17 protein-coding genes are annotated in these 19,326 nt (G+C 40.7%); 1 reads left to right on the top strand and 16 read right to left on the bottom strand.

The window, feature by feature from the left end; translation table 11 throughout:
- Positions 1 to 20 precede the first annotated feature (20 nt).
- From RV00_RS10225 to RV00_RS10150, 16 genes are all read right to left on the bottom strand, one after another.
- On the bottom strand, positions 21 to 383 hold the full coding sequence (locus RV00_RS10225; protein ID WP_071862505.1) for a MoaF-related domain-containing protein: 363 nt from the start codon (positions 381 to 383) through the stop codon (positions 21 to 23).
- Between the two features lie 120 nt (positions 384 to 503).
- The gene (locus RV00_RS10220; protein ID WP_071862504.1) at positions 504 to 1,289 is read right to left on the bottom strand and encodes a DUF4931 domain-containing protein; all 786 of its coding nucleotides are present in this window, start codon (positions 1,287 to 1,289) and stop codon (positions 504 to 506) included.
- A 96-nt stretch (positions 1,290 to 1,385) separates the two neighbouring features.
- Positions 1,386 to 1,874: a GNAT family N-acetyltransferase gene (locus RV00_RS10215; RefSeq protein WP_071862503.1), complete on the bottom strand. Its 489-nt coding sequence runs from the start codon at positions 1,872 to 1,874 to the stop codon at positions 1,386 to 1,388.
- Between the two features lie 6 nt (positions 1,875 to 1,880).
- A complete protein-coding gene (locus RV00_RS10210; RefSeq protein WP_071862502.1) occupies positions 1,881 to 2,336 on the bottom strand; it encodes a MarR family winged helix-turn-helix transcriptional regulator in 456 nt (151 codons plus the stop codon).
- Positions 2,337 to 2,464: 128 nt separating this feature from the next.
- A complete protein-coding gene (gene pnuC, locus RV00_RS10205; RefSeq protein ID WP_071862501.1) occupies positions 2,465 to 3,208 on the bottom strand; it encodes a nicotinamide riboside transporter PnuC in 744 nt (247 codons plus the stop codon).
- Positions 3,209 to 3,262: 54 nt separating this feature from the next.
- On the bottom strand, positions 3,263 to 3,970 hold the full coding sequence (locus RV00_RS10200; protein ID WP_071862500.1) for a deoxynucleoside kinase: 708 nt from the start codon (positions 3,968 to 3,970) through the stop codon (positions 3,263 to 3,265).
- Between the two features lie 456 nt (positions 3,971 to 4,426).
- Positions 4,427 to 6,424, bottom strand: coding sequence for a C39 family peptidase (locus RV00_RS16130; protein ID WP_084133284.1), 1,998 nt, complete (start codon positions 6,422 to 6,424; stop codon positions 4,427 to 4,429).
- A 307-nt stretch (positions 6,425 to 6,731) separates the two neighbouring features.
- Entirely contained in the window at positions 6,732 to 7,952 is a 1,221-nt protein-coding gene (locus tag RV00_RS10190; protein WP_071862499.1) for an MFS transporter, read from the bottom strand.
- Positions 7,953 to 7,955: 3 nt separating this feature from the next.
- Positions 7,956 to 9,128, bottom strand: coding sequence for a M20 metallopeptidase family protein (locus RV00_RS10185; RefSeq protein WP_071862498.1), 1,173 nt, complete (start codon positions 9,126 to 9,128; stop codon positions 7,956 to 7,958).
- A 191-nt stretch (positions 9,129 to 9,319) separates the two neighbouring features.
- The gene (gene dhaM, locus RV00_RS10180; protein WP_071862497.1) at positions 9,320 to 9,688 is read right to left on the bottom strand and encodes a dihydroxyacetone kinase phosphoryl donor subunit DhaM; all 369 of its coding nucleotides are present in this window, start codon (positions 9,686 to 9,688) and stop codon (positions 9,320 to 9,322) included.
- Entirely contained in the window at positions 9,681 to 10,259 is a 579-nt protein-coding gene (dhaL, locus tag RV00_RS10175; protein WP_071862496.1) for a dihydroxyacetone kinase subunit DhaL, read from the bottom strand. Before dhaL ends, dhaM begins: the two co-directional genes overlap by 8 nt.
- Before the next feature lie 73 nt (positions 10,260 to 10,332).
- Positions 10,333 to 11,316 (bottom strand): dihydroxyacetone kinase subunit DhaK, encoded by a 984-nt coding sequence (gene dhaK, locus RV00_RS10170; RefSeq protein WP_071862495.1) that lies wholly within the window; start codon positions 11,314 to 11,316, stop codon positions 10,333 to 10,335.
- A 71-nt stretch (positions 11,317 to 11,387) separates the two neighbouring features.
- The gene (locus RV00_RS10165; RefSeq protein ID WP_071862494.1) at positions 11,388 to 12,110 is read right to left on the bottom strand and encodes an MIP/aquaporin family protein; all 723 of its coding nucleotides are present in this window, start codon (positions 12,108 to 12,110) and stop codon (positions 11,388 to 11,390) included.
- A gap of 134 nt (positions 12,111 to 12,244) precedes the next feature.
- Complete coding sequence (gene glpK, locus RV00_RS10160) at positions 12,245 to 13,756, bottom strand: glycerol kinase GlpK (protein ID WP_071862493.1); 1,512 nt, start codon at positions 13,754 to 13,756, stop codon at positions 12,245 to 12,247.
- A 21-nt stretch (positions 13,757 to 13,777) separates the two neighbouring features.
- Positions 13,778 to 15,586, bottom strand: coding sequence for a type 1 glycerol-3-phosphate oxidase (gene glpO, locus RV00_RS10155; RefSeq protein ID WP_084133283.1), 1,809 nt, complete (start codon positions 15,584 to 15,586; stop codon positions 13,778 to 13,780).
- A 670-nt stretch (positions 15,587 to 16,256) separates the two neighbouring features.
- Positions 16,257 to 18,053 carry a heavy metal translocating P-type ATPase gene (locus RV00_RS10150; RefSeq protein WP_071862492.1) on the bottom strand — a complete coding sequence of 599 codons (1,797 nt, stop codon included), beginning with the start codon at positions 18,051 to 18,053 and terminating at the stop codon, positions 16,257 to 16,259.
- 271 nt (positions 18,054 to 18,324) lie between these two features.
- Between RV00_RS10150 and RV00_RS10145 the strand changes: the two genes are divergently transcribed.
- Positions 18,325 to 19,314: an aldo/keto reductase gene (locus RV00_RS10145; RefSeq protein ID WP_071862491.1), complete on the top strand. Its 990-nt coding sequence runs from the start codon at positions 18,325 to 18,327 to the stop codon at positions 19,312 to 19,314.
- Positions 19,315 to 19,326: the final 12 nt, after the last annotated feature.

Here is a 19,326-nt window from a genome sequence, read left to right as displayed (position 1 = left end):
GAATGTAAGCTACGTTACTTCTATATTACTGCCAAGTCAGGCTCACCATTTTCTAAAATAAAATGGAACGGCCCTTCATGGATAAAGGGTCTCCGACCTCCACGATAACTGTCATCTGTAAACGTCATAAAGCTTTTCACGAAATGATTGACCGTGTCTAACGTATAAGAAACACACAAACCAGTTTCCTCGACCCAATCAATCGAAAAAATCCCGCTAGGATAAGACTCAATGTGAATCGTTTCGACATCGGTAGCCCCGGCATCAGCTTCCCGCGTCGAGGTCCAGCGCATTTTATGATCCGCTAAGAAATCCAGCCGAAATTCTAACCCGGAATCAAATTTTACTGTTGCTATCTTGCCTTCTAATGGATGGTTTTTCATCTATACACCTGCTTTATCTGGAATAGTACTGCTTACTATTTAGCATACAGGGTTCCTCACTAAATTACATAATTTTTAGAAAGATTTCATTTAATTAATCCGCTTACACGGCGATTTTACTCAGCTTTTAACCCGCAAAAAAGTCCGAAATTCTTCACCGATCGTCGCTAAGTGCGCATCACTAAAATTTTGAGCCAAACGATAGCCCACGAAATAAGGCGAATCAACAAAGCGGGGCACGATTTTGGCAATTAGTTTCCCTGCTCGTTCAAAGAAAAAAAGATTAAAACTGTCACAACGGCCATGGTGATAACGATTCAAGACAAACGCAACAATTTTTTGCAGATAATCCGCAAAAGCATCCGTATCTTGTCCTGATTCCATCAGCAAATTGATCTCTAGAAAGCCCATTGTCGGAAATTTGGAGAAATTGATCGTTACATCAGCATCCTTTAAAACCCTAATCCCTACAAAATTCTTTGCTTGAACATTGCGCTCGCCATCCATTTCTTCCAAGCCAACGATCTGCATATGTGGATGCTTCAAGGAGCCACCAGACAAAGGGCCGTGATTTTTATAAAATAAGACCGAACGGTAACGGTGATCAGCTTTCATTTGCTGCCAACAGCTTAGGGCGAAACGGATCAAATCACGATTTTCTTGCTGTTTATAAGTGGAAATATCGCCGTTATGATCCTTGCTTTCAATAATCAACGTTTGATTGGTATGTTTCAGCGTTGGAAATTTATTTTTGATCCACAGAAAGTCGCCTTCCTGCTTCAAAACATTCTCCGTCTCCTGATAATCACAAAATGGGCAGCCGACTGTTTCTGCCTGCATATGCATTGGCTTGCCTTGTGCCGCCACATGAGAAAAAATCAGCGGTGCCTCGTTCTCTTCCATCATTACAAAACTCCTTCATTCAGACCTTATTTATCCAGTATAACAAAAAGAAGACCGCTCGCCGTCTTCTTCTGTTCGTATTTGAATTTTGATCTACTCTTATGTCAAATCCTTCTTAAAAAAGACCGTATCCACATCCATCAAATGATAGTCCTGAGGCATTTCTGCTTTTTCCCACAGTTCAAAGCCATTCTTCTTATAAAATTTTTGCGCGGCTTTCAAGACATCGACCGTCCCTAAATATAACCGTTCATATCCTTGCTCCTTACAATAGAAAATCAATGTGTCTAATAATTTTTTACCGACTTGTTTTTCTCCCCGATATTCTTTAGCCGCGAACATTTTTTTAATCGCGCCGTTATGATCTTGCAAGGCGACTAAAGCAATTGTCCCAACGACTTTGCCATCTGCCAGCGCGATCCAGAAATTACCACCGGTCTCGATATATTCTTCCTTAATGTTTAATAAATCTGGTTGATCTTTGATACTGATGTCGATCCCGAATTCTTCCTGTTGGATCGGTAAAATCAACTCAACTACCTGTGAAGTATACTGCTCTTCAAAGGGAATGATCGTTACTTCTGACATTTCCACTCACTCCTGTTCTTCATCGACCTCTAATTCATTGGGAACGACTTTGTACAAAACTTTCTCGACAGTCGCCATCGCTACCACTAATGCTTCAAAATCTTCCTTGCCCAAGGGATCTAAAAGCTCGATCACTTTTCTATCCGACTGCTCTTCCACATATTCGTTCAATTTCTGTCCTGACTCGGTTAAATAAAGACACATACTACGGCTGTCCTCGGGATTTTTTTCCTTGAAAACATATTGCTCACGTTCTAATTTACTCAATTTACGACTTAAATAACTTTTTTTGATGTTCAAATATTTAGTCAGCATATTGGCAGTGATACTAGGGTGCCGACCGATTTCCCCTAAGATTCGCATTTCAATCATGGAATAATCCAAATCAAAGACTGTTTGATCAAAAACACCCATGATCCTCGTGTAATAGCGATTGAACCGTCTAACATCTTGGGTATCCACCAAAACTCGCGTCCTTTCAAAATAGTTTACTTTATCAACTAAACTGAGTATAAAACCGGTAGTTTACTTTGTCAACTAAATCAGTTGCAAAAAAGCCTAACAATAAATCGTTAGGCTTTTTTCATAGTTTAATGACTCAAATGATAATATTCGTCTTCCATCTTCTGCATTCTTGCCCGTTCTTTCTTGTTGTACCAAGGCGAAACGGTAAAGGCTAAGACATCATTGATCAGATAGACCGAGCTGTTGACGAACATCGCCAGACTAGCTGAGCCGTGGGTAAATGAAATATACCAAAGGACCATTTGCGCCAGGCCAGACGCCAACCACCAATAATATTGATTGTTGTAGCGCAAGAAGCTGATGATGCCCGCACTTAGGCTGATTGAAAAGGCGATGGCATCGATCCAAGGCCGAGGATCATCCGTGAAGCGTTGGATCAAATAACCCGAAACAAAGTACATCAGAACGGTGCAAATAATAGCGACGATCCATGTTTTACCAGTAAACTTGCGAATTTTTGACGCCATGTTGCTGTTCCATTCTTTACTTAATAGAACCGGAATATCCAATGTGATCATGTAAGCAATTTGTTCGCCAATACTTAGATAGTTTTTAGCTGAAAAACCGACATAGATAAAACAAATCGCAGAGATAATCCCTAACACACCGTTCACTGATTTCGCAGCATTGATAGAAAGAATACAGAGCACACCTAAAGTAGTTCCAATAAAAGTAATCACTGTCAGTAAATTGATCGGTTGATTGACTAAGGTCATGATCTGACAACCGAGGCTGAAGAAAAATAAATAATAATTTTGCTGTGGCCAGCCTTTTAGTTGATGCAATAAAAATTTGAAATAATTTAACATAATTAGCTCCTTCTAAAAACGGTCGTTCTTTTAAATTTCATAAAAAGAGAAATACTAAAAAATCCCTTTTTCAATATTTCTGTGTGAATAATAACTTGACTCTTTCAATCCCGCTTGATTTAATTTGTCTGTTTCTTCTTTGATCTGTTGGATCACCAGCTCCGCCGCCTGCGGATCAGCGACAAAATCATAGCGGTCACCATCGATTTGAATCTTGGGACAAAGATCAAAGCTGTCGTACCATTCTTCGTAACGATCGTTAACCATTTTATAATAGTCATACAGCTCCGGCTTAGCCGAGATTTGTTCGTAATCTCGCCCGCGTTTTTCGATCCGTTCCAGCATCACATCAAAAGATACTTTGATATGAACCAATAGATCCGGACGTTTTTTGGGTGCCATCAACTCCAGTTCCTTCAACATCGTATCCAAGAGATTGTCGTATTGTAACACTTCCTCTTGGCTGACCCGTCCAAGGTCGGCGTTCAAATGAAAGAGCAGGCTATCTTCGTAGATCGAACGATCCAAAACATTATCCGCCTGCTTCAAGGCGTCTTTCATCGCCAAAAAGCGTTTATTTAAAAAGAAAATTTGTAATAGAAACGTATATTTTTCCGGATTCGAGTAAAAAAGCGGCAGAACTTCGTTATCATCCACATTTTCATAAAATGGCTTCGAATTCATTTCCTGCGACAGCATATCTGTCAGACTGCTTTTCCCGGCACCGATCGTACCAGCGATCAATAACATCGTTTCATCCATCCCTTCTCACTAAGATTGTTCTTTCAAATCCTTGATTATAGTACTCCTAAATTTTTTTGAAGTAAAGACTAGATTTTGTGTATTTTTAGTGTTATGAAAAAAAACAACACAATATATAGTGTTGTTGGAGTACGAAGAATGAAGGTGCTTTCGTAATTAATTTGTTCTTTTTTCAAATGGCTATTCTCTCTTCGATTTTTTAAACGGAGATCATATAAACCTACTAAAAATTGGAATGCTCAAAAAACTATTTCTTAATATCACGTTTCCAAATATAAAAAGAGTCTTTCACTACTAGCTCAGTGAAAGACTCAATACGATTATGATTGATTTTTTCATTAACAACTAATCAACTTGAATATTTTGCAACAATTTAACATTTCTGTCATATAGCTAAACACAAAAAAGGAATATTCTTTATCAAGCCAATCTTCAGCTCTAATTCATTATGCGACTTTATCTCACCACAACGGCAGATTTTCGTAAATTGTAGCTAGATTCAAATTTGGCAGCTGAAACCCAATACTTTCCTTCATTTGGATCTGAAATATGATACGTATTATTTGATTGATTGAATCCATCAAGTGTTACGATGTGGGCATTATCAATACCCGTACCCCACCAATACTTTTCATACTGAGGAGCTGCGTAATACAACGTTACGTAGACAACTACTGAATTACCTTTACGTAATTCATCCTTTAATGTATTAACGGAAGCGCCCGTAATGTCTGCTGCTTTTCCATATTTGGTCCCCCATTGCGCCAATGGTTTAGCAAAAATGGATTGATAAATATCTGGCTTAACAATGTCCGGTCTACCAGAAAATCCATTATTAGGATTGTTGTTGGGAGACAACGGCATCTCCTTAATGAAGCTCCTCAAATTATAGTTTTTAGCATATCCTTTTAACTGTAAAGCTTGCAATAGCGAGGCAGCCTCACATCCCATTGGAAAACCAGAACTATTTTGATTGATATATGGTGCATCTAGTAAAACATAGGAAGAAACTCCTTTGGTTCCTTCTTCATTCAAATAACCTTGCCAAGTTCCTTTATTGTCGTAAATAGATAAATATTTACTTCCATTAAAGTGACGATACCAACCCGTTACTCGATACGTTCGTTGATATAAATTCTTTGTGGAGCTACCACTGTTGAAGTTGAAATCTTTCCAGATTGTCCAATCATTTTTAGTGACCGTTATATATTGATTGGTACCGTTCCATTTCCCACCTTGTCCATTTATTACTTGTGCAGCGCCTTCATTCAAATAGCCTTGCCAAGTTCCTTTATTGTCATAAACAGATAAGTATTTACTTCCATTAAAGTGACGATACCAACCCGTTACTCGATACGTTCGTTGATATAAATTCTTTGTGGAGCTACCACTGTTGAAGTTGAAATCTTTCCAGATTGTCCAATCATTTTTAGTGACCGTTATATATTGATTGGTACCGTTCCATTTCCCACCTTGCCCATTTATTACTTGTGTAGCGCCTTCATTCAAATAGCCTTGCCAAGTTCCTTTATTGTCATAAACAGATAAGTATTTACTTCCATTAAAATGACGATACCAACCCGTTACTCGATATGTTCGTTGATATAAATTCTTTGTGGAGTTGCCACTATTAAAGTTGAAATCTTTCCAGATTGTCCAATCATTTTTGGTGACCGTTATATATTGATTGGTGCCGTTCCATTTTCCACCTTGATTAGTAGTTTTTTGGAGTGCCTTTGCCTCAACAATACTTGCTGGTTGGTTATCACTATTTTTAAGTAAATAAAATTTGGTCCCATTATAGTGATTATAAAACCCTACAATTTTTAAAGTTTGGTCTTTTAATATACCAACTGTACCATTTTCCTGGAATTCTGGAGTATATAATTTTGCACTAGCATCTATTACATTCGCGTAAGAATTGTCCTCTAAAAATAGTTTCCCTTCTTGCCCTGTAGTTTTTTCAACACTTGTTGCTTTAATATATCCTAGTTTCTTTGTAGGTGTTGATAATGAATAGTACTCTATTCCATCGTTACTCGTGATCTTCTCCGCAATAAATGTCTTTTGAAAATTTTCCTTATGGTCATTTATAGCTTCACCGTTTAGCTCTCTTAACAATATATAATTTTTATCCGTGATGGTGATAAAAAATTGCTCACTAACTGTTTTTTCTTTAATACTCGAATTTTGTCTTGCTATATCGGGTTCGTCACTACTCTCAATCACTGGTTCCTGTGTACTCGATGTCTCCGTTGTAGATAAGCTAGATTCAGTGATCCCTGTTGATTTTTCTGTCGTTTGTTTACTCTCACTTACTGCGGTTAACGTCGAGCTCAACTCTGTTTGTGTGTCATTCGTTACTGTTTCACCTTCAGAATATTTGAAACCAAACAGCGCTAGACAAAGAATAGCTATTGGCAACAACCTCAGAACTATTTTCCCATTTTTCATAAATAAACATTGGATAATCTGTTTTAATTATCCAATTCCTCCTTCCAAAAAAGTCCAAGTTTATTATAATGATTCTATCATACTAACTATAATTAAAACAAAAGATTATTAGTTAGTACTCTTGAAAGAATGGAAGATTAATTCTTCGACTAAAAATTATTTAGTATTTCTGTTCTGAAAAAAATTTGGAAATTTTTACTTAACAATATATATTCTCATGATTTTTCTGATAATCTACCTGCCAAACTTTCTCTTTGACATAAAAAAAGGAGTGGATTTACTCCACCCTCCTTAATACCACCTTATTCTAAGTTTGTTTTTTTATTTCCAGCTCCCCAACAGCTTGCTTACTATCTTTCGTTCGTATACTCAATGAGACAATCCCCGCTAAAACAAATACAAATGCGATAAAGCTGAAGGCTCCACCATATGAACCGCTAGTTTGTACCAACCAACCAATGATCATGGGAGCAAAAAAACCACCGGAGACGCCGATCGCGTTGATGATCGAATATTTCGTGGAGACTTCTCGTTCGGCGAATAATTTTACTGGTAAACTCATCAATGTTGCAAATCCGATGCTTGCAGCAGCGACAGCGATTGCTAAAAACAACATACTTAAAACTAATGAGTGACTACGCGCTAGTAAAAAGGCTACCACTCCGCCACTGACAGAAGCGACTAAAATCACTTGCTTTTCTCGATCTTTAAAATAGCGTCCCATCATTGAGCCGGCAAACATGGCGCTGGCCATCATTACTAAGCCAATCAATGCGCTCATCATTGCCATCGTGTTCATCGTTAACTGAAATTCGTCCACCAAATAAGAAGCAATCCAGCCCGTCATACCATAGACTGCGGCATTGATAAAGAAAGCTGCCAATACCATGATCCAAACATTCCGATCCTTGATGACTTCAGTAAAAGAAATGTTAGCTTGATTGGCGGTGACTAGTGGTTTTCCTTTGGACTTTGGAATCCCTTTGACCATTAGTAAACCAATCGCTAAAACGATCCCACCGTAAATAAAATAGGTCATTTTCCAACCAACGAGTGTTAGCAGCGGGGCCACTAACAGCGGTCCCACGATCCCGGCAAAGCCAGAAGAAGCGATCATGGAAGACTGGACCGAGCCTCGCTTAGTTGGCTCCACTTCTTTTGTGACAAAGGCACTTACCGCTGAAGGATAACCAGCATGAGCAAATGACCCGGCGACAAAACGAATCACTAATAAATAAAGCAATGAAAAACCTAAGCCTAAGAAGATCATTAAGCAACCAATCAAAAGAATCGCAAAGGTCATGATCTTGCGACTACCGACCCGATTGCCTAAGAAGCCAAAGGGAATCTGAAACAAAGTATAGCCTAAGAAAAAGGCACTCAAGATCAAGCCCTTCTGCCCCGCGTCGATTCCTAAATCTTGCGCAATCGGGATGACGGACAAACTGATAATGTTTTTATCTAAATAAACACAGGTATAGCCTAGAAAAATTAGAATCAATGACCGATCCGTTTTTTGTTTGCCCATCGGCTAATTCCTTTCTAAATAAGCGAGAGCGGCTTCGACATAAACCTTGGCACCCAATTCCATAATATTCTCATCTAAGACGATTTTAGGATTATGCAGCATCAGCTCTGTATCGGCTGCGGTGATCAATAAAGTCGTCGTCGGAATTTGATGGCTGATTTCACCAAAATCTTCACTACCCATTAACGGTGGCGCCACAATCGTTTCAGGGGCTTGATCCTCCGGAAAGACTTGTGCTAGCCGCTCTTTAACGATCTCTGTCACGGTTGGATCGATCTCATTACTGCAGCAGCCATTCGTGAAATCAACCGAGACCTTTGCGCCAAAGGCTTGGCCGATTGCTTCGGAAATTTCTACCATTCTTTTTTTAATTTGTTGACGAACGTCCTCTTTCAAGGTCCGTAATGTCCCTTTCATATAGGCAGAGTTAGGAATCACATTGGAAGAACCAGGCGTGCCGCCGACAAATTCACCGATGGTTAACACAAAGCGTTCGGCTGAACTGATTTCTCGTGCTGAAAGAGTCTGCAATGCATCGTAAATTTTAGTCGCGACATTAATCGGATCGATCGAATACTCTGGCATCGAACCGTGACTACCGACGCCTTCCACCTTAATTTCATACCAATCTGCGCTAGCCATAAAGGTTCCCGCAGGAGCAGTAAAGATCTTGTTCACTGGTTGTCCTTTAAACGGAAAAACGTGCATCATCGCGCCCGCGTCGACTTTGGGGTTTTCCAATAAACCATCTGCTAAACAGTCTTTGGCTTCTTGTAAAATTTCTTCACCAGGTTGGAAAAGCAATTTGACGACACCAGTCAGATCAGCTTCTTGCGCTTTTAATAATTTAGCGGCTCCCAGCAACATGGTAGTATGCATATCGTGCCCGCAGGCGTGCATTGCGCCATTTTCCGAGCGAAACGGCAAGTCTGTATCCTCAACCAATGGAAGCGCATCCATATCTCCGCGTAATAAAAAAACTTTTTCGCCTTGCCCTACAGTACAGGTGATTCCCATTGAACCACAAGCTTGCGGTTCATAACCATATTCTACTAACTTATCCCACACAAATTTTTTCGTGGCTGGTAATTCCATGCCGACCTCAGGATTTTGGTGTAAATGCCGACGAATTGCTACCAGCTCTCCTTGTAACGTTCTTTCTTTGATCATTTCCATTCTGATTCCCCCTTTTAAAAAAAGCATAGCACAACTAGGAATTTAAAGTTGTTTATCTTTTGAAATGAAATATATAAAAAATGAAATTTTTTCGAATTTCTATTATTATAACGCAGAAAAAACGAGAAACCAGTTGATTTACAACTGACTCCTCGTTCTGTTAAAAAAATTCAAATACAACCAACGTGTTATTATTTAACTTTCAAACTGGCTAATTGTTCCTCAATCATTTTTTCATCTGCATCTGCTGCTAACAAGGCACAAGCGGTATAGGCACTTTCAACAAAAGCAGTATCGAATAAAGTAACTTTTTTATCGGTCATTTCCATCGCCATTTCAAGATTCATTTTGGCACTGCCAAGATCATAAAAAGCTAAAAGCTCATCGGCGGTATTTTCTTCAATCGCTTTCGAGATACGTTCCATCGACGTACCGATGCCGCCATCCTCTAAACCGCCTGCGGTCGTAACTGGTACGTTCTTCGCCACTTCGCCGATCAAACGCTTTAAACCCTCGGGCATTTCTTTGGTGTGTGATACTAAAATTACGCCTCTAGCCATTGATCACACCTGCCTCTAATAACGATTCAAAGAAATATGCAGACGACATCGCACCAGGATCAATATGTCCAATTGAGCGATCCCCGACATAAGATGCCCGGCCTTTTGTTGCTTTAATGTCTTTGGTTTTTTCAACTAAAATTTCGATCGTTGCTGGATTTAATGTCCCATTATTTAAATTTTCCACCGCTGGAACCCAGAGATCCAACATCGTTTTTTCACCTTCTGTTGAATTTCCTCGCTTTTTAATACCTTCAATCGCTGCCTTCAGCAGAATCTCAGGATCATTCGATTCTTTGCTGGCTTTCATCATTTCCATCATCGCGGTACCGTAAAGTGGCCCTGAAGCGCCGCCAACTTTACTAATTAAAGCCATCGCCGTTGCCTTGAAAATATCCGGTAAGTCTCCAGAGAGGTCTGCCGCCATTACAGCATCCATGCCGCGGGCCATATTATTCCCGTGGTCGCCGTCACCAATTGGTGTATCTAATTCACTTAGATAGTCTTTCTTGTCTTGAATTTTTTGATTAAATAGTTCTAAGGTCTTTCGTAAATTATCTGGTGTAAACATAGTGCTCCTCCTTGAATACTTTTTTTGACAAACGATTGCTTTTAATTAGCGAACTGTTTGATTACAAAATAGATTACCAAGCAATCGTATGAACAGGTTCGTTTAACAAACGTAACCGTTCGTCATCTAGTTTGATCATCGTAATGGATGCTCCCGCCATTTCAAGCGAGGTCATGTAATTACCGACTTTACTGAAGGTTATTTCGACACCTTCATCAGCCAATATCTTTTTCGCGTCATTATAATAGATAAACAATTCCATTAATGGTGTCGCTCCCATACCATTAACGAACAAGCCATATTTATCGCCAGCTTGCCAGTTAAATTCACCTTTCAGCTTAGCGATGATCTCTTTAGCGATCTCTGCTGATGGTTTGATTTTTTCCCGACGGTAGCCAGGTTCGCCGTGGATACCGACACCAAACTCCATCTCATCCTCTGCCAATGTAAATCCCGGTTTGCCGACTTCCGGCACGGTCGCACCTGATAAAGCGATCCCCACTGTCTTAATATCTTCTACCAAAGACTTGCCATAGCTTGCCAACTCGGAAACAGATTTTCCTTCACGAGCCATACCACCTAAGATCTTGTGGACTAAAACTGTTCCCGCCACCCCGCGGCGACCTTGCGTATACGTACTATCTTCGACTGCAATATCGTCATCTACTAAAACAGAATCCACTTCAATGTCGTCCATTGCCGCCAGATCCTTCGCCATATCAAAGTTCATCACGTCACCGGAATAGTTTTTGACGATCATTAAAGTTCCTTTGCCTTTGTTCGTCGCTTTGATGGCTTCATAGATTTGATCTGGTGTTGGCGAAGTAAAGACTTGGCCGCAGACTGCCGCACTCAACATCCCATCTCCGACAAAACCTGCATGAGAAGGCTCATGTCCGCTACCACCTCCGCTGACTAAAGCCACTTGATCATAGTCATCATTTCGTGCGACTACGAGGGTTTCGGGAACTTGCTTCACATAGTCTGGATATGCGTCGACTAATCCGCTGACCATTTCTTCCACGACATTCTTTGGATCATTGATAATTTTTTTCACTGATTCTTCCTCCCGCCATTTTTTTTGGAAAATATACGAGGGTAATGGAAGCTTCCATCACCCTCAAAGGTTTAGATAGGCAATGCCATAAACAATAATGCTGCGATAATCCCACCGATAATTGGACCAACTACTGGTACCCAAGAATACCCCCAGTCGGAATCACCTTTACCAGGGATTGGAAGGAAGGCATGAGCGATCCGCGGTCCTAAGTCCCGAGCCGGGTTGATCGCATATCCAGTCGTACCACCAAGGGACAACCCGATAACTAAAATCAGGATACCTACTGCCATTGGGTTCAAACCATCGCCAAATTTACTCATACCGAAAGTCAATAACGCGAAAACTAATACAAAGGTTCCAATAATTTCACTGATTAAGTTAGCTCCTAAGCTACGAATCGCAGGACCAGTAGAGAACACGCCAAGAATCGCTGCTTGATCTTTGGTTTCTTTCCAATGTGGGTAGTAATGAATAAAGACTAAAATTGCTCCGATGATGGCACCAATCATTTGACCTAAAATGTACGGAACTACCATATCCCAACCTATTTTTCCGGCAATCGCCATACCGATAGTCACCGCTGGATTCAAGTGAGCAAACGACATATAGCCTGCTGCATAGGCACCGATCGTTACTGCCGCACCCCAGCCTAATGTGATCGCGATCCAGCCGGCGCCTTCCGCCTTGGTTTTCCGTAAACTAACACCTGCAACGACTCCATCCCCTAATAGAACTAAGACCATCGTCCCAATAATTTCTCCAACTACTTGCGTCATCATGCTTGTATCCATTGACATCTCCTCCTGTATTCTTTTTATTGTATGTCAGTAGGCACAGTAAATAACTGCTTTATCTTCACTGCACCACTGACTTTCACTACTTTTTCCGCAAAGTCGCGGACAATTGTTTAAATCTAGGAGTTCACTTATTCTTTTTCTTTGGGTTGATGTTTGTATTGCATCGTTGCTTGGACTGCTTCTTGCCAACCAGCATAAAGATCTTCAGTGATTTCTTCATCCATTTCTGGATCGAAGCGTTGCCCGTCTGCAGCGAATTTTTTAATTTCGTCAATGTCTTTCCAATATCCAACAGCTAAACCAGCAAGGTAAGCTGCGCCTAGGGCAGTTGTTTCTAAATATGGTGCTCGTTCGACTGGTGTTTGCAAAATATCCGCTTGGAATTGCATCAACAAATCATTTTTTGAAGCACCGCCGTCTACTCTCAATAATTTGATTTCTGTGTCAGAATCTTTCACCATCGTTTTAACAACATCGGCTGTTTGATAAGCCAATGATTCTAAGGTTGCCCGAATGAAATGTTCTTTGGTCGTTCCACGTGTCAATCCAAAGATTGCGCCGCGAGCTTCTTGATCCCAATAAGGCGCTCCTAAGCCAGTAAAGGCTGGAACCATATAAACATTTTCAGAGCTGTCGACCCGTTTTGCATACTTTTCTGAATCTGGAGCATTTGTAAACATCCGTAACCCGTCACGCAGCCATTGGATCGCAGAACCTGCCACAAAAATACTTCCTTCTAATGCGTAAGTTACTTTCCCATCGATACCATAGCCGATTGTTGTCAATAACCCATTCTCGGAAAGAATTGGTTTTTCACCAGTATTCATCACGATAAAGGCCCCGGTTCCATAGGTATTTTTTACCATCCCTTTGTCAAAGGCTAATTGTCCAACTAAGGCCGCTTGCTGATCCCCGGCCATGCCGGCGATTGGTACGTTGTTTCCATAGAAGTGATAGTCTTCGGTTTTGCCATAAACCTCGGAGTTTGATTTTACTTCTGGTAAAAGTTCTTTTGGAATATCTAATAAATCCAGAATTTCTTGATCCCATTCCAAATCATAAATATTGAACATCATCGTCCGACTGGCATTGGTATAATCCGTTACGTGAACTTTGCCGCCGGTTAATTTCCAAACTAACCATGTATCGATCGTTCCAAATAACAGCTCACCTTTTTTAGCTTTTTCGCGAGACCCTTCCACTTTATCTAAGATCCATTTCACTTTCGTTGCTGAGAAATAGGAATCAATCAGTAGACCGGTTTTTTTCTGGATCATGTCTTGATGACCTTGTTTTTTCAAGTCATTGGCAATATCGTTGGTCTGTTTCGATTGCCAGACAATCGCGTTATAGATTGGATGACCGGATTCCTTTTCCCAAATGACGGTCGTTTCACGTTGATTGGTAATCCCGATTCCTTCGATTTGGCTAGGTTTCAATCCACTTTCGATCAAAGCACCTGCAATAACCGATTGAACGGAGTTCCAGATTTCATTGGCATCGTGTTCGACCCAGCCTGGTTTTGGAAAGTGCTGTGTAAATTCCTTTTGTGATGAGCTGACTTCTTTGCCGGCTTTGTTAAAGATGATCGCCCTTGATGAAGTCGTTCCTTGATCGATTGACATGATGTATGATTCCATGTTTCCACTCCCTTTATACATTTATTTTTTTTGCTGCTCTTTTAAATCCGTCAATTGGGTTTCACGAATCTGCTGATCCAATTCTTTTTGATATTGCTCTTTTAAATGGTCGTCCCAGTCAAGGAACTTCGCCATCGCTTCAACCACCGCATCTTTAATTTCCATCAAGCGATGACTGATAAACAGCATATAATTCGTCCGACGCAATAAGTAATCCACCGGCGTCAAAGTCATCTCCGCCTCCATCGCGTAGCGCAGTGACATTGATTCGGCTAATGACAAGTCGTCGAAGCTGCCTTGATCTTTAAAATCAAAAACTTTTTCTGCATTTGAGCCATATAGCTCCGCGATAAAGTTTGCATCGACCTGATTTAATCCGATTTCCTGTCCCTTTTTCGCAATTTTTTCCAATTCGCTTTCGACATTGGCTGGATCGAGCTTACCGCCAGAGACTGCGTAATGTTTTGAATCTACCAGCTCCACATCACGATCTAAGATAGAAGCAATTTTTTTCATGGCTTCCGCCGACATCAAGCGATAATCCGTCAGCTTACCACCGGATAAGATCAGCAAACCATCTTCGGCAACGGTTAGATCACTGCCACGGGAGACGGCAGAAGGATTGTCCTTCGGCTCTTCTTTAGCTGCTTGAGTAATGGTTTTTTCTACGGCTGGCCGTGATTGCTTACCATTTTTATAATCGTTTGCCGCCTGAATGATCTTCTCAAAGTTTTCGTCGCTGATTTTTTCTTTTTTCGTTCCATTGTAATCACCGGAAGCATCACTGATTAACGGTCGCAAGCCGGCCCAAGAAGCTTCAATATCGTCAATAGTCAAATCCACCTCAGGATAACGATGATTGACCACTTTCAATAAGTAATCGACATCTGCCTGTTCCACTGTCGGATGATCAAAATCACCTTGATAATCAGTATCAGTCGTTCCAAAATATGTTTTGCTTTCCCGTGGAATTACAAAAATCATTCGACCATCTTGTTCACCAGTATCAAAATAAGTCGGCTGCGGCACTTTTAGTTTTTCACCATCTACTACTAGATGCACTCCTTTAGTCGGTCGCATGTGTGGTTTGTGGTCGATTTTTTTGTCTAATTTTTTGACGATATCCGACCAGGGTCCCGCTGTATTAATGACTAATTGACTATCGATAGAAAAACTCTCTTCAGACAAAAGATCTTTTACTTTGACACCGGAAACTTTTCCTTGATCATCATGTAAAATCTCTTCTACTTTGATGCGGCTGACCGCAATTGCGCCATCCTCTACTGCTCGTTTGATATTCTCAATCACTAACCGCGCATCGTTGTTGCGATAATCTAAATAAACTCCGCCGCCCAGTAACCCTTGTGCTGCTAATTGCGGCTCCCGCTCTAAGATTTCTTCCTTGCTTAACATGTAGTTCGCGTACTTCCCAGTCACATTAGCTAACTGATCGTAAAGATCCATCGCCACTTTGACTGAGAACATATTAAAAGTCGAACCCGGCTCATCGTAAATCGGTAAAATCATCGGATCTGCTTTGGGAATATGTGGCGCGATGCCTTGAATAATTGCTCGTTCACTGACTGTATCTGACACCACTTCCACATCGAAAGTTTTCAGATAGCGGATACCGCCATGAACCAATTTAGTTGAACGTGACGACGTTCCTTCCGCAAAATCCTGCATTTCCAATAACGCAACGGAAAGTCCTGAAGCAGCTGCCTGTAACGCTACGCCGGCTCCTGTGATTCCGCCACCGATGATTACTAAATCAAATGAATCATTGCTTAACTTTTCCATCATTTTGGATCGTTCTTTAAAAGAAAACACTTTTACGCACCTCACTTTTTACTTTAAAGGGTTCCTAAAACATTCAAATAAAAATTTTAAACGAACGCTTCTGGTTAAAACTTCCTCCTTCTTTCTAAACTTGTGATTATTTTTAAAGAGTACAGAATAAGTGTATCACAACGAAAAACGCTTTCAAACGATTTAGATTTAAAATAAAAATTACCTATTTTGACGAAACATTCCTGTTTTGCATGTGAAAAAGATTCCTAATCGCTCATTTTTATATTCCTTCCAAATTTTTTAATACGGAACTAATTATTCGCTGTTTTTGAATAATCTGTTCGCCTTTCTTCTTCAATTTAGCCTATGTGAGGAAGCGTTTTAATAAAGAAATCACATTTGGCTACACAACTTGTTGCTTAATGCCTTCATAAAATATTACGGAATCTAGTCTGAAAATCTTTGACAGAAAAAGAGGTTGGAACAAAAGTATTCAGCTTCGAGAACCGAGTAGGTACTGTTCCACATCAGCTCTGCTGAAGCAATCGCTGTGTCTCACCGCAATAAAACGGGATTTCTGAAAATTATTCCACCAATTTTTGTGAAATTTCGGCTTATTTCCGAAGAAGCTACTTCTGGATAACCGTTTATCCGTAAATAGGGAGTTGGGATTATATTAATATCCCAGCTCCCTAGAATCATTCTTAAATTAACGATCCTTTCGCGCCCTTAACGCCGATAAAATTGAGATGGTATCAATGACTTCTTGCAGGGCGGCACCAAGTAATGCCGGGATGGCTCCTGTACTGGCAATCAACATTAGAATGACACAAATTACGATACCTATCAAAACAGATTGCTGGGCAATTCGCATGGTATCTTGTGATAAATGAACAGCCGTGGAGACTCGGCTCAGATCGTCCTTTAGAATCACAGCGTCGGCACTTTCACTGGCCGCCGATGAGCCGTGAGCCCCCATTGCGATACCAACATCCGCCACAGCCAACGCTGGCGCATCATTGACCCCATCACCTACCATGATTGCTGGACGATCCACTTCTTTCAATTCATTCAAGACTTGAATTTTTTCTTCCGGCAAACATTCTCCATGGACCTCTGAGATACCTACTTCTTTGGCAATTGTATTTGCGATAGAGGCGTGATCGCCGGTCAACATAATTGTTTTTTGAATTCCCAGTGTGTTTAGTTCCTTGATCGTCGCAGCTGACTCTTTCCGCACAATATCAGCGAAAGTGATCGAGCCAATGTAGTGATGGTCGATAGCAACATACACGGCGGTTTGTTTAGTCCTTAACTCAGTGGCTGATCCCGCAAAAGCTGCTTTCCCGACGCGAACATTTTTGCCGTTGACTTGTGCCTCAATCCCTTGCCCGGTAATTTCTTCCAAGTTCGTCACTGGATACAACGAAAGCTGTTGTTTTTTTGCATAACTAACTAACGACCGAGCCAAAATATGACTTGATTCTTGTTCTCCACTAGCCGCATACTTCATTAGTTCATCTTCAGAATAATGAGAAGCTATTACTTGAATTTTTTCAACAGAAAGCTTGCCTTCAGTCAATGTCCCAGTCTTATCAAAGGCGATGCTCTTCGCTCGCGCCAGCTTCTCAATTGTCGTACCCGTTTTTACCACGATTCCATTCCGACTTGAACGACTCATTCCCGCAACCAATGCGACCGGAGCTGCTAAAATCAATGGACAAGGAGACGCTACGACTAATACTTCAGCGAATCGAACGGGATCTTTTGAAACAAACCAAGCGACTCCGCCAATCACATATGCAATCGCTGTAAAGGGGACTGCGTAACGATCAGCCAAACGTACAAAATGGGCTGGCTTAGCTTCTGATTCTTTGACTAATTTCACCAATGTCTGATACTGACTGTCCTTTGCGGCTTTGATTACTTTTAGTCGCAATGCGCCATCACCATTGACAGAGCCCGACATAAGCTCATCACTAAGCTTCTTTTCGACCGGTCTTGATTCTCCTGTCAGTGAGGATTCATCCACCAAAGATTCCCCAGCAATCACCCGACCATCCACCGGAACTAATTCTCCGGGTTTTACTAAAATGAGATCACCCACATGAACCGCATCTACTTCAAGATCCTTAATCGTCTCTTGATCAATGCGATGAGCGATTTGCGGTGAATGATCCAAAAGAGCACGCAATTCGCGACTGGCTTGATGACCGGCATAATCTTCCAGACTATCTCCGCCGGTCAACATGATCAAAACCATCAAGCTAGCCCAATACTCTCCGACTAATAAGGTAGCGATAATCGCCGTGATGGCTAATATATCAACTCCATATTTTCCCGAACGTAAGGTTTTTACCATTCCCATCAGCATGGTGATCGTCATAACGCCACCAACGATTGCGACCAGCCAATAAGCCAGACGATTTTGCTGGAAGCCAAATTCCAGAATCAACGCGACTAGCCCGATTATCATAGTTAACAAAAATTTTTTTACATTACTCATTCCAACGCCTCCACCTTGCTTCAAACTTAGCGTAGCACTGGAATTCCTTTAATGAAAACAAGAACCTTCAAACGAGAAAGAGAATCATTAACGAAGCCAGAATAAGCTTTTAGTCTCTTGAATTAATTTTATTTAACGAGATTTTGCTTAAAGAGAACTTTCAAGTTCTAATAAAAAGACTTTAGTTGTTTTTTTAGAAAAACAAGTATAAAATTACTTAGGTAACCGGTTTCCAAATTTGAATTTAAATTAAATAATTGGAGGAATCTATATGTATCAAGCAAATGAACATCGCTATGAAAAAATGAGTTATCGCAGAGTCGCCAATACTGGCTTGGTTCTCCCTGCTGTTTCTTTAGGTTTGTGGCGTGGATTTGGTGATGAACGTCCTTTAAGCAATACCCGAAAAGTTCTTTTAGATGCTTTTGATAGCGGTATCAATCATTTTGATTTAGCGAATAATTATGGTCCCAAGCCTGGGAGTGCCGAATCTTCTTTTGGAGCAGTCTTTCAATCAGATTTGAAACCTTATCGCGATGAAATGATTGTCTCTTCTAAGGCAGGCTTTGATATGTGGCAAGGCCCTTATGGTTCTATGAGTTCAAAAAAACATTTAGTCGCTAGCATGGATCAAAGTTTAACGCGAACCGGCTTGGATTATTTCGATATTTTTTATACTCATCGTCCCGATGAACAGACAAGTTTTGAAGAAACAGCTGATACACTTGATTTATTTGTAAAACAAGGAAAAGCCTTATATATCGGTATTTCAAACTATTCAAAAGAACAAACAGAAAAAATGATCAAACTCTTCAAGGAGCGTCATACACCCTTTGTCATTCATCAAGTTTCTTATAACATGCTAAATCGAGAGGCTGAAGAAGGATTATTAGATGTTCTGCAGGAAAATAAATTAGGTGCGATCGCTTATGGGCCACTGGCGGAAGGCCTTTTGACTGATCGTAGCAGCCAGGAAATTCCCGCTGATTTCCCTGCTCATCGGACAAACAGCAGCCTGCTTGCTCCAGAAAATATCGCCTCAACTCAACAGAAATTACGTTCATTGAAAAAAATCGCGGATACACGTGAACAAACACTTTCGCAGCTGGCCTTAGCCTGGTTGTTAAAAGATCCAACCGTTGCCAGTGTAGTCATCGGTTCGACCAACATCGATCACGTCCACGATAATTTAGCGGCATTACAGCATTTAGAGTTTAGTCAAAGTGAATTAAACGAAATCAAAACCATTCTGCATAGTTAAACCACAAAAAGG

Origin of the sequence: Enterococcus devriesei (assembly GCF_001885905.1) — a bacterium.
Taxonomy (GTDB): domain Bacteria; phylum Bacillota; class Bacilli; order Lactobacillales; family Enterococcaceae; genus Enterococcus_A; species Enterococcus_A devriesei.
The sequence above is the reverse complement of the archived record's forward strand: the minus strand, read 5'-3'. Positions and strand labels throughout refer to the sequence as shown.

What these genes read in the sequence shown, in the direction of transcription:
- RV00_RS10225 (WP_071862505.1), bottom strand. Translation starts at nt 383, where the DNA reads ATGAAAAACCATCCATTAGAAGGCAAGATAGCAACAGTAAAATTTGAT.
- RV00_RS10220 (WP_071862504.1), bottom strand. Translation starts at nt 1,289, where the DNA reads ATGATGGAAGAGAACGAGGCACCGCTGATTTTTTCTCATGTGGCGGCA.
- RV00_RS10215 (WP_071862503.1), bottom strand. Translation starts at nt 1,874, where the DNA reads ATGTCAGAAGTAACGATCATTCCCTTTGAAGAGCAGTATACTTCACAG.
- pnuC (WP_071862501.1), bottom strand. Translation starts at nt 3,208, where the DNA reads ATGTTAAATTATTTCAAATTTTTATTGCATCAACTAAAAGGCTGGCCA.
- RV00_RS10200 (WP_071862500.1), bottom strand. Translation starts at nt 3,970, where the DNA reads ATGGATGAAACGATGTTATTGATCGCTGGTACGATCGGTGCCGGGAAA.
- RV00_RS16130 (WP_084133284.1), bottom strand. Translation starts at nt 6,424, where the DNA reads ATGAAAAATGGGAAAATAGTTCTGAGGTTGTTGCCAATAGCTATTCTT.
- RV00_RS10190 (WP_071862499.1), bottom strand. Translation starts at nt 7,952, where the DNA reads ATGGGCAAACAAAAAACGGATCGGTCATTGATTCTAATTTTTCTAGGC.
- RV00_RS10185 (WP_071862498.1), bottom strand. Translation starts at nt 9,128, where the DNA reads ATGGAAATGATCAAAGAAAGAACGTTACAAGGAGAGCTGGTAGCAATT.
- dhaM (WP_071862497.1), bottom strand. Translation starts at nt 9,688, where the DNA reads ATGGCTAGAGGCGTAATTTTAGTATCACACACCAAAGAAATGCCCGAG.
- dhaL (WP_071862496.1), bottom strand. Translation starts at nt 10,259, where the DNA reads ATGTTTACACCAGATAATTTACGAAAGACCTTAGAACTATTTAATCAA.
- RV00_RS10165 (WP_071862494.1), bottom strand. Translation starts at nt 12,110, where the DNA reads ATGGATACAAGCATGATGACGCAAGTAGTTGGAGAAATTATTGGGACG.
- glpK (WP_071862493.1), bottom strand. Translation starts at nt 13,756, where the DNA reads ATGGAATCATACATCATGTCAATCGATCAAGGAACGACTTCATCAAGG.
- RV00_RS10150 (WP_071862492.1), bottom strand. Translation starts at nt 18,053, where the DNA reads ATGAGTAATGTAAAAAAATTTTTGTTAACTATGATAATCGGGCTAGTC.
- RV00_RS10145 (WP_071862491.1), top strand. Translation starts at nt 18,325, where the DNA reads ATGTATCAAGCAAATGAACATCGCTATGAAAAAATGAGTTATCGCAGA.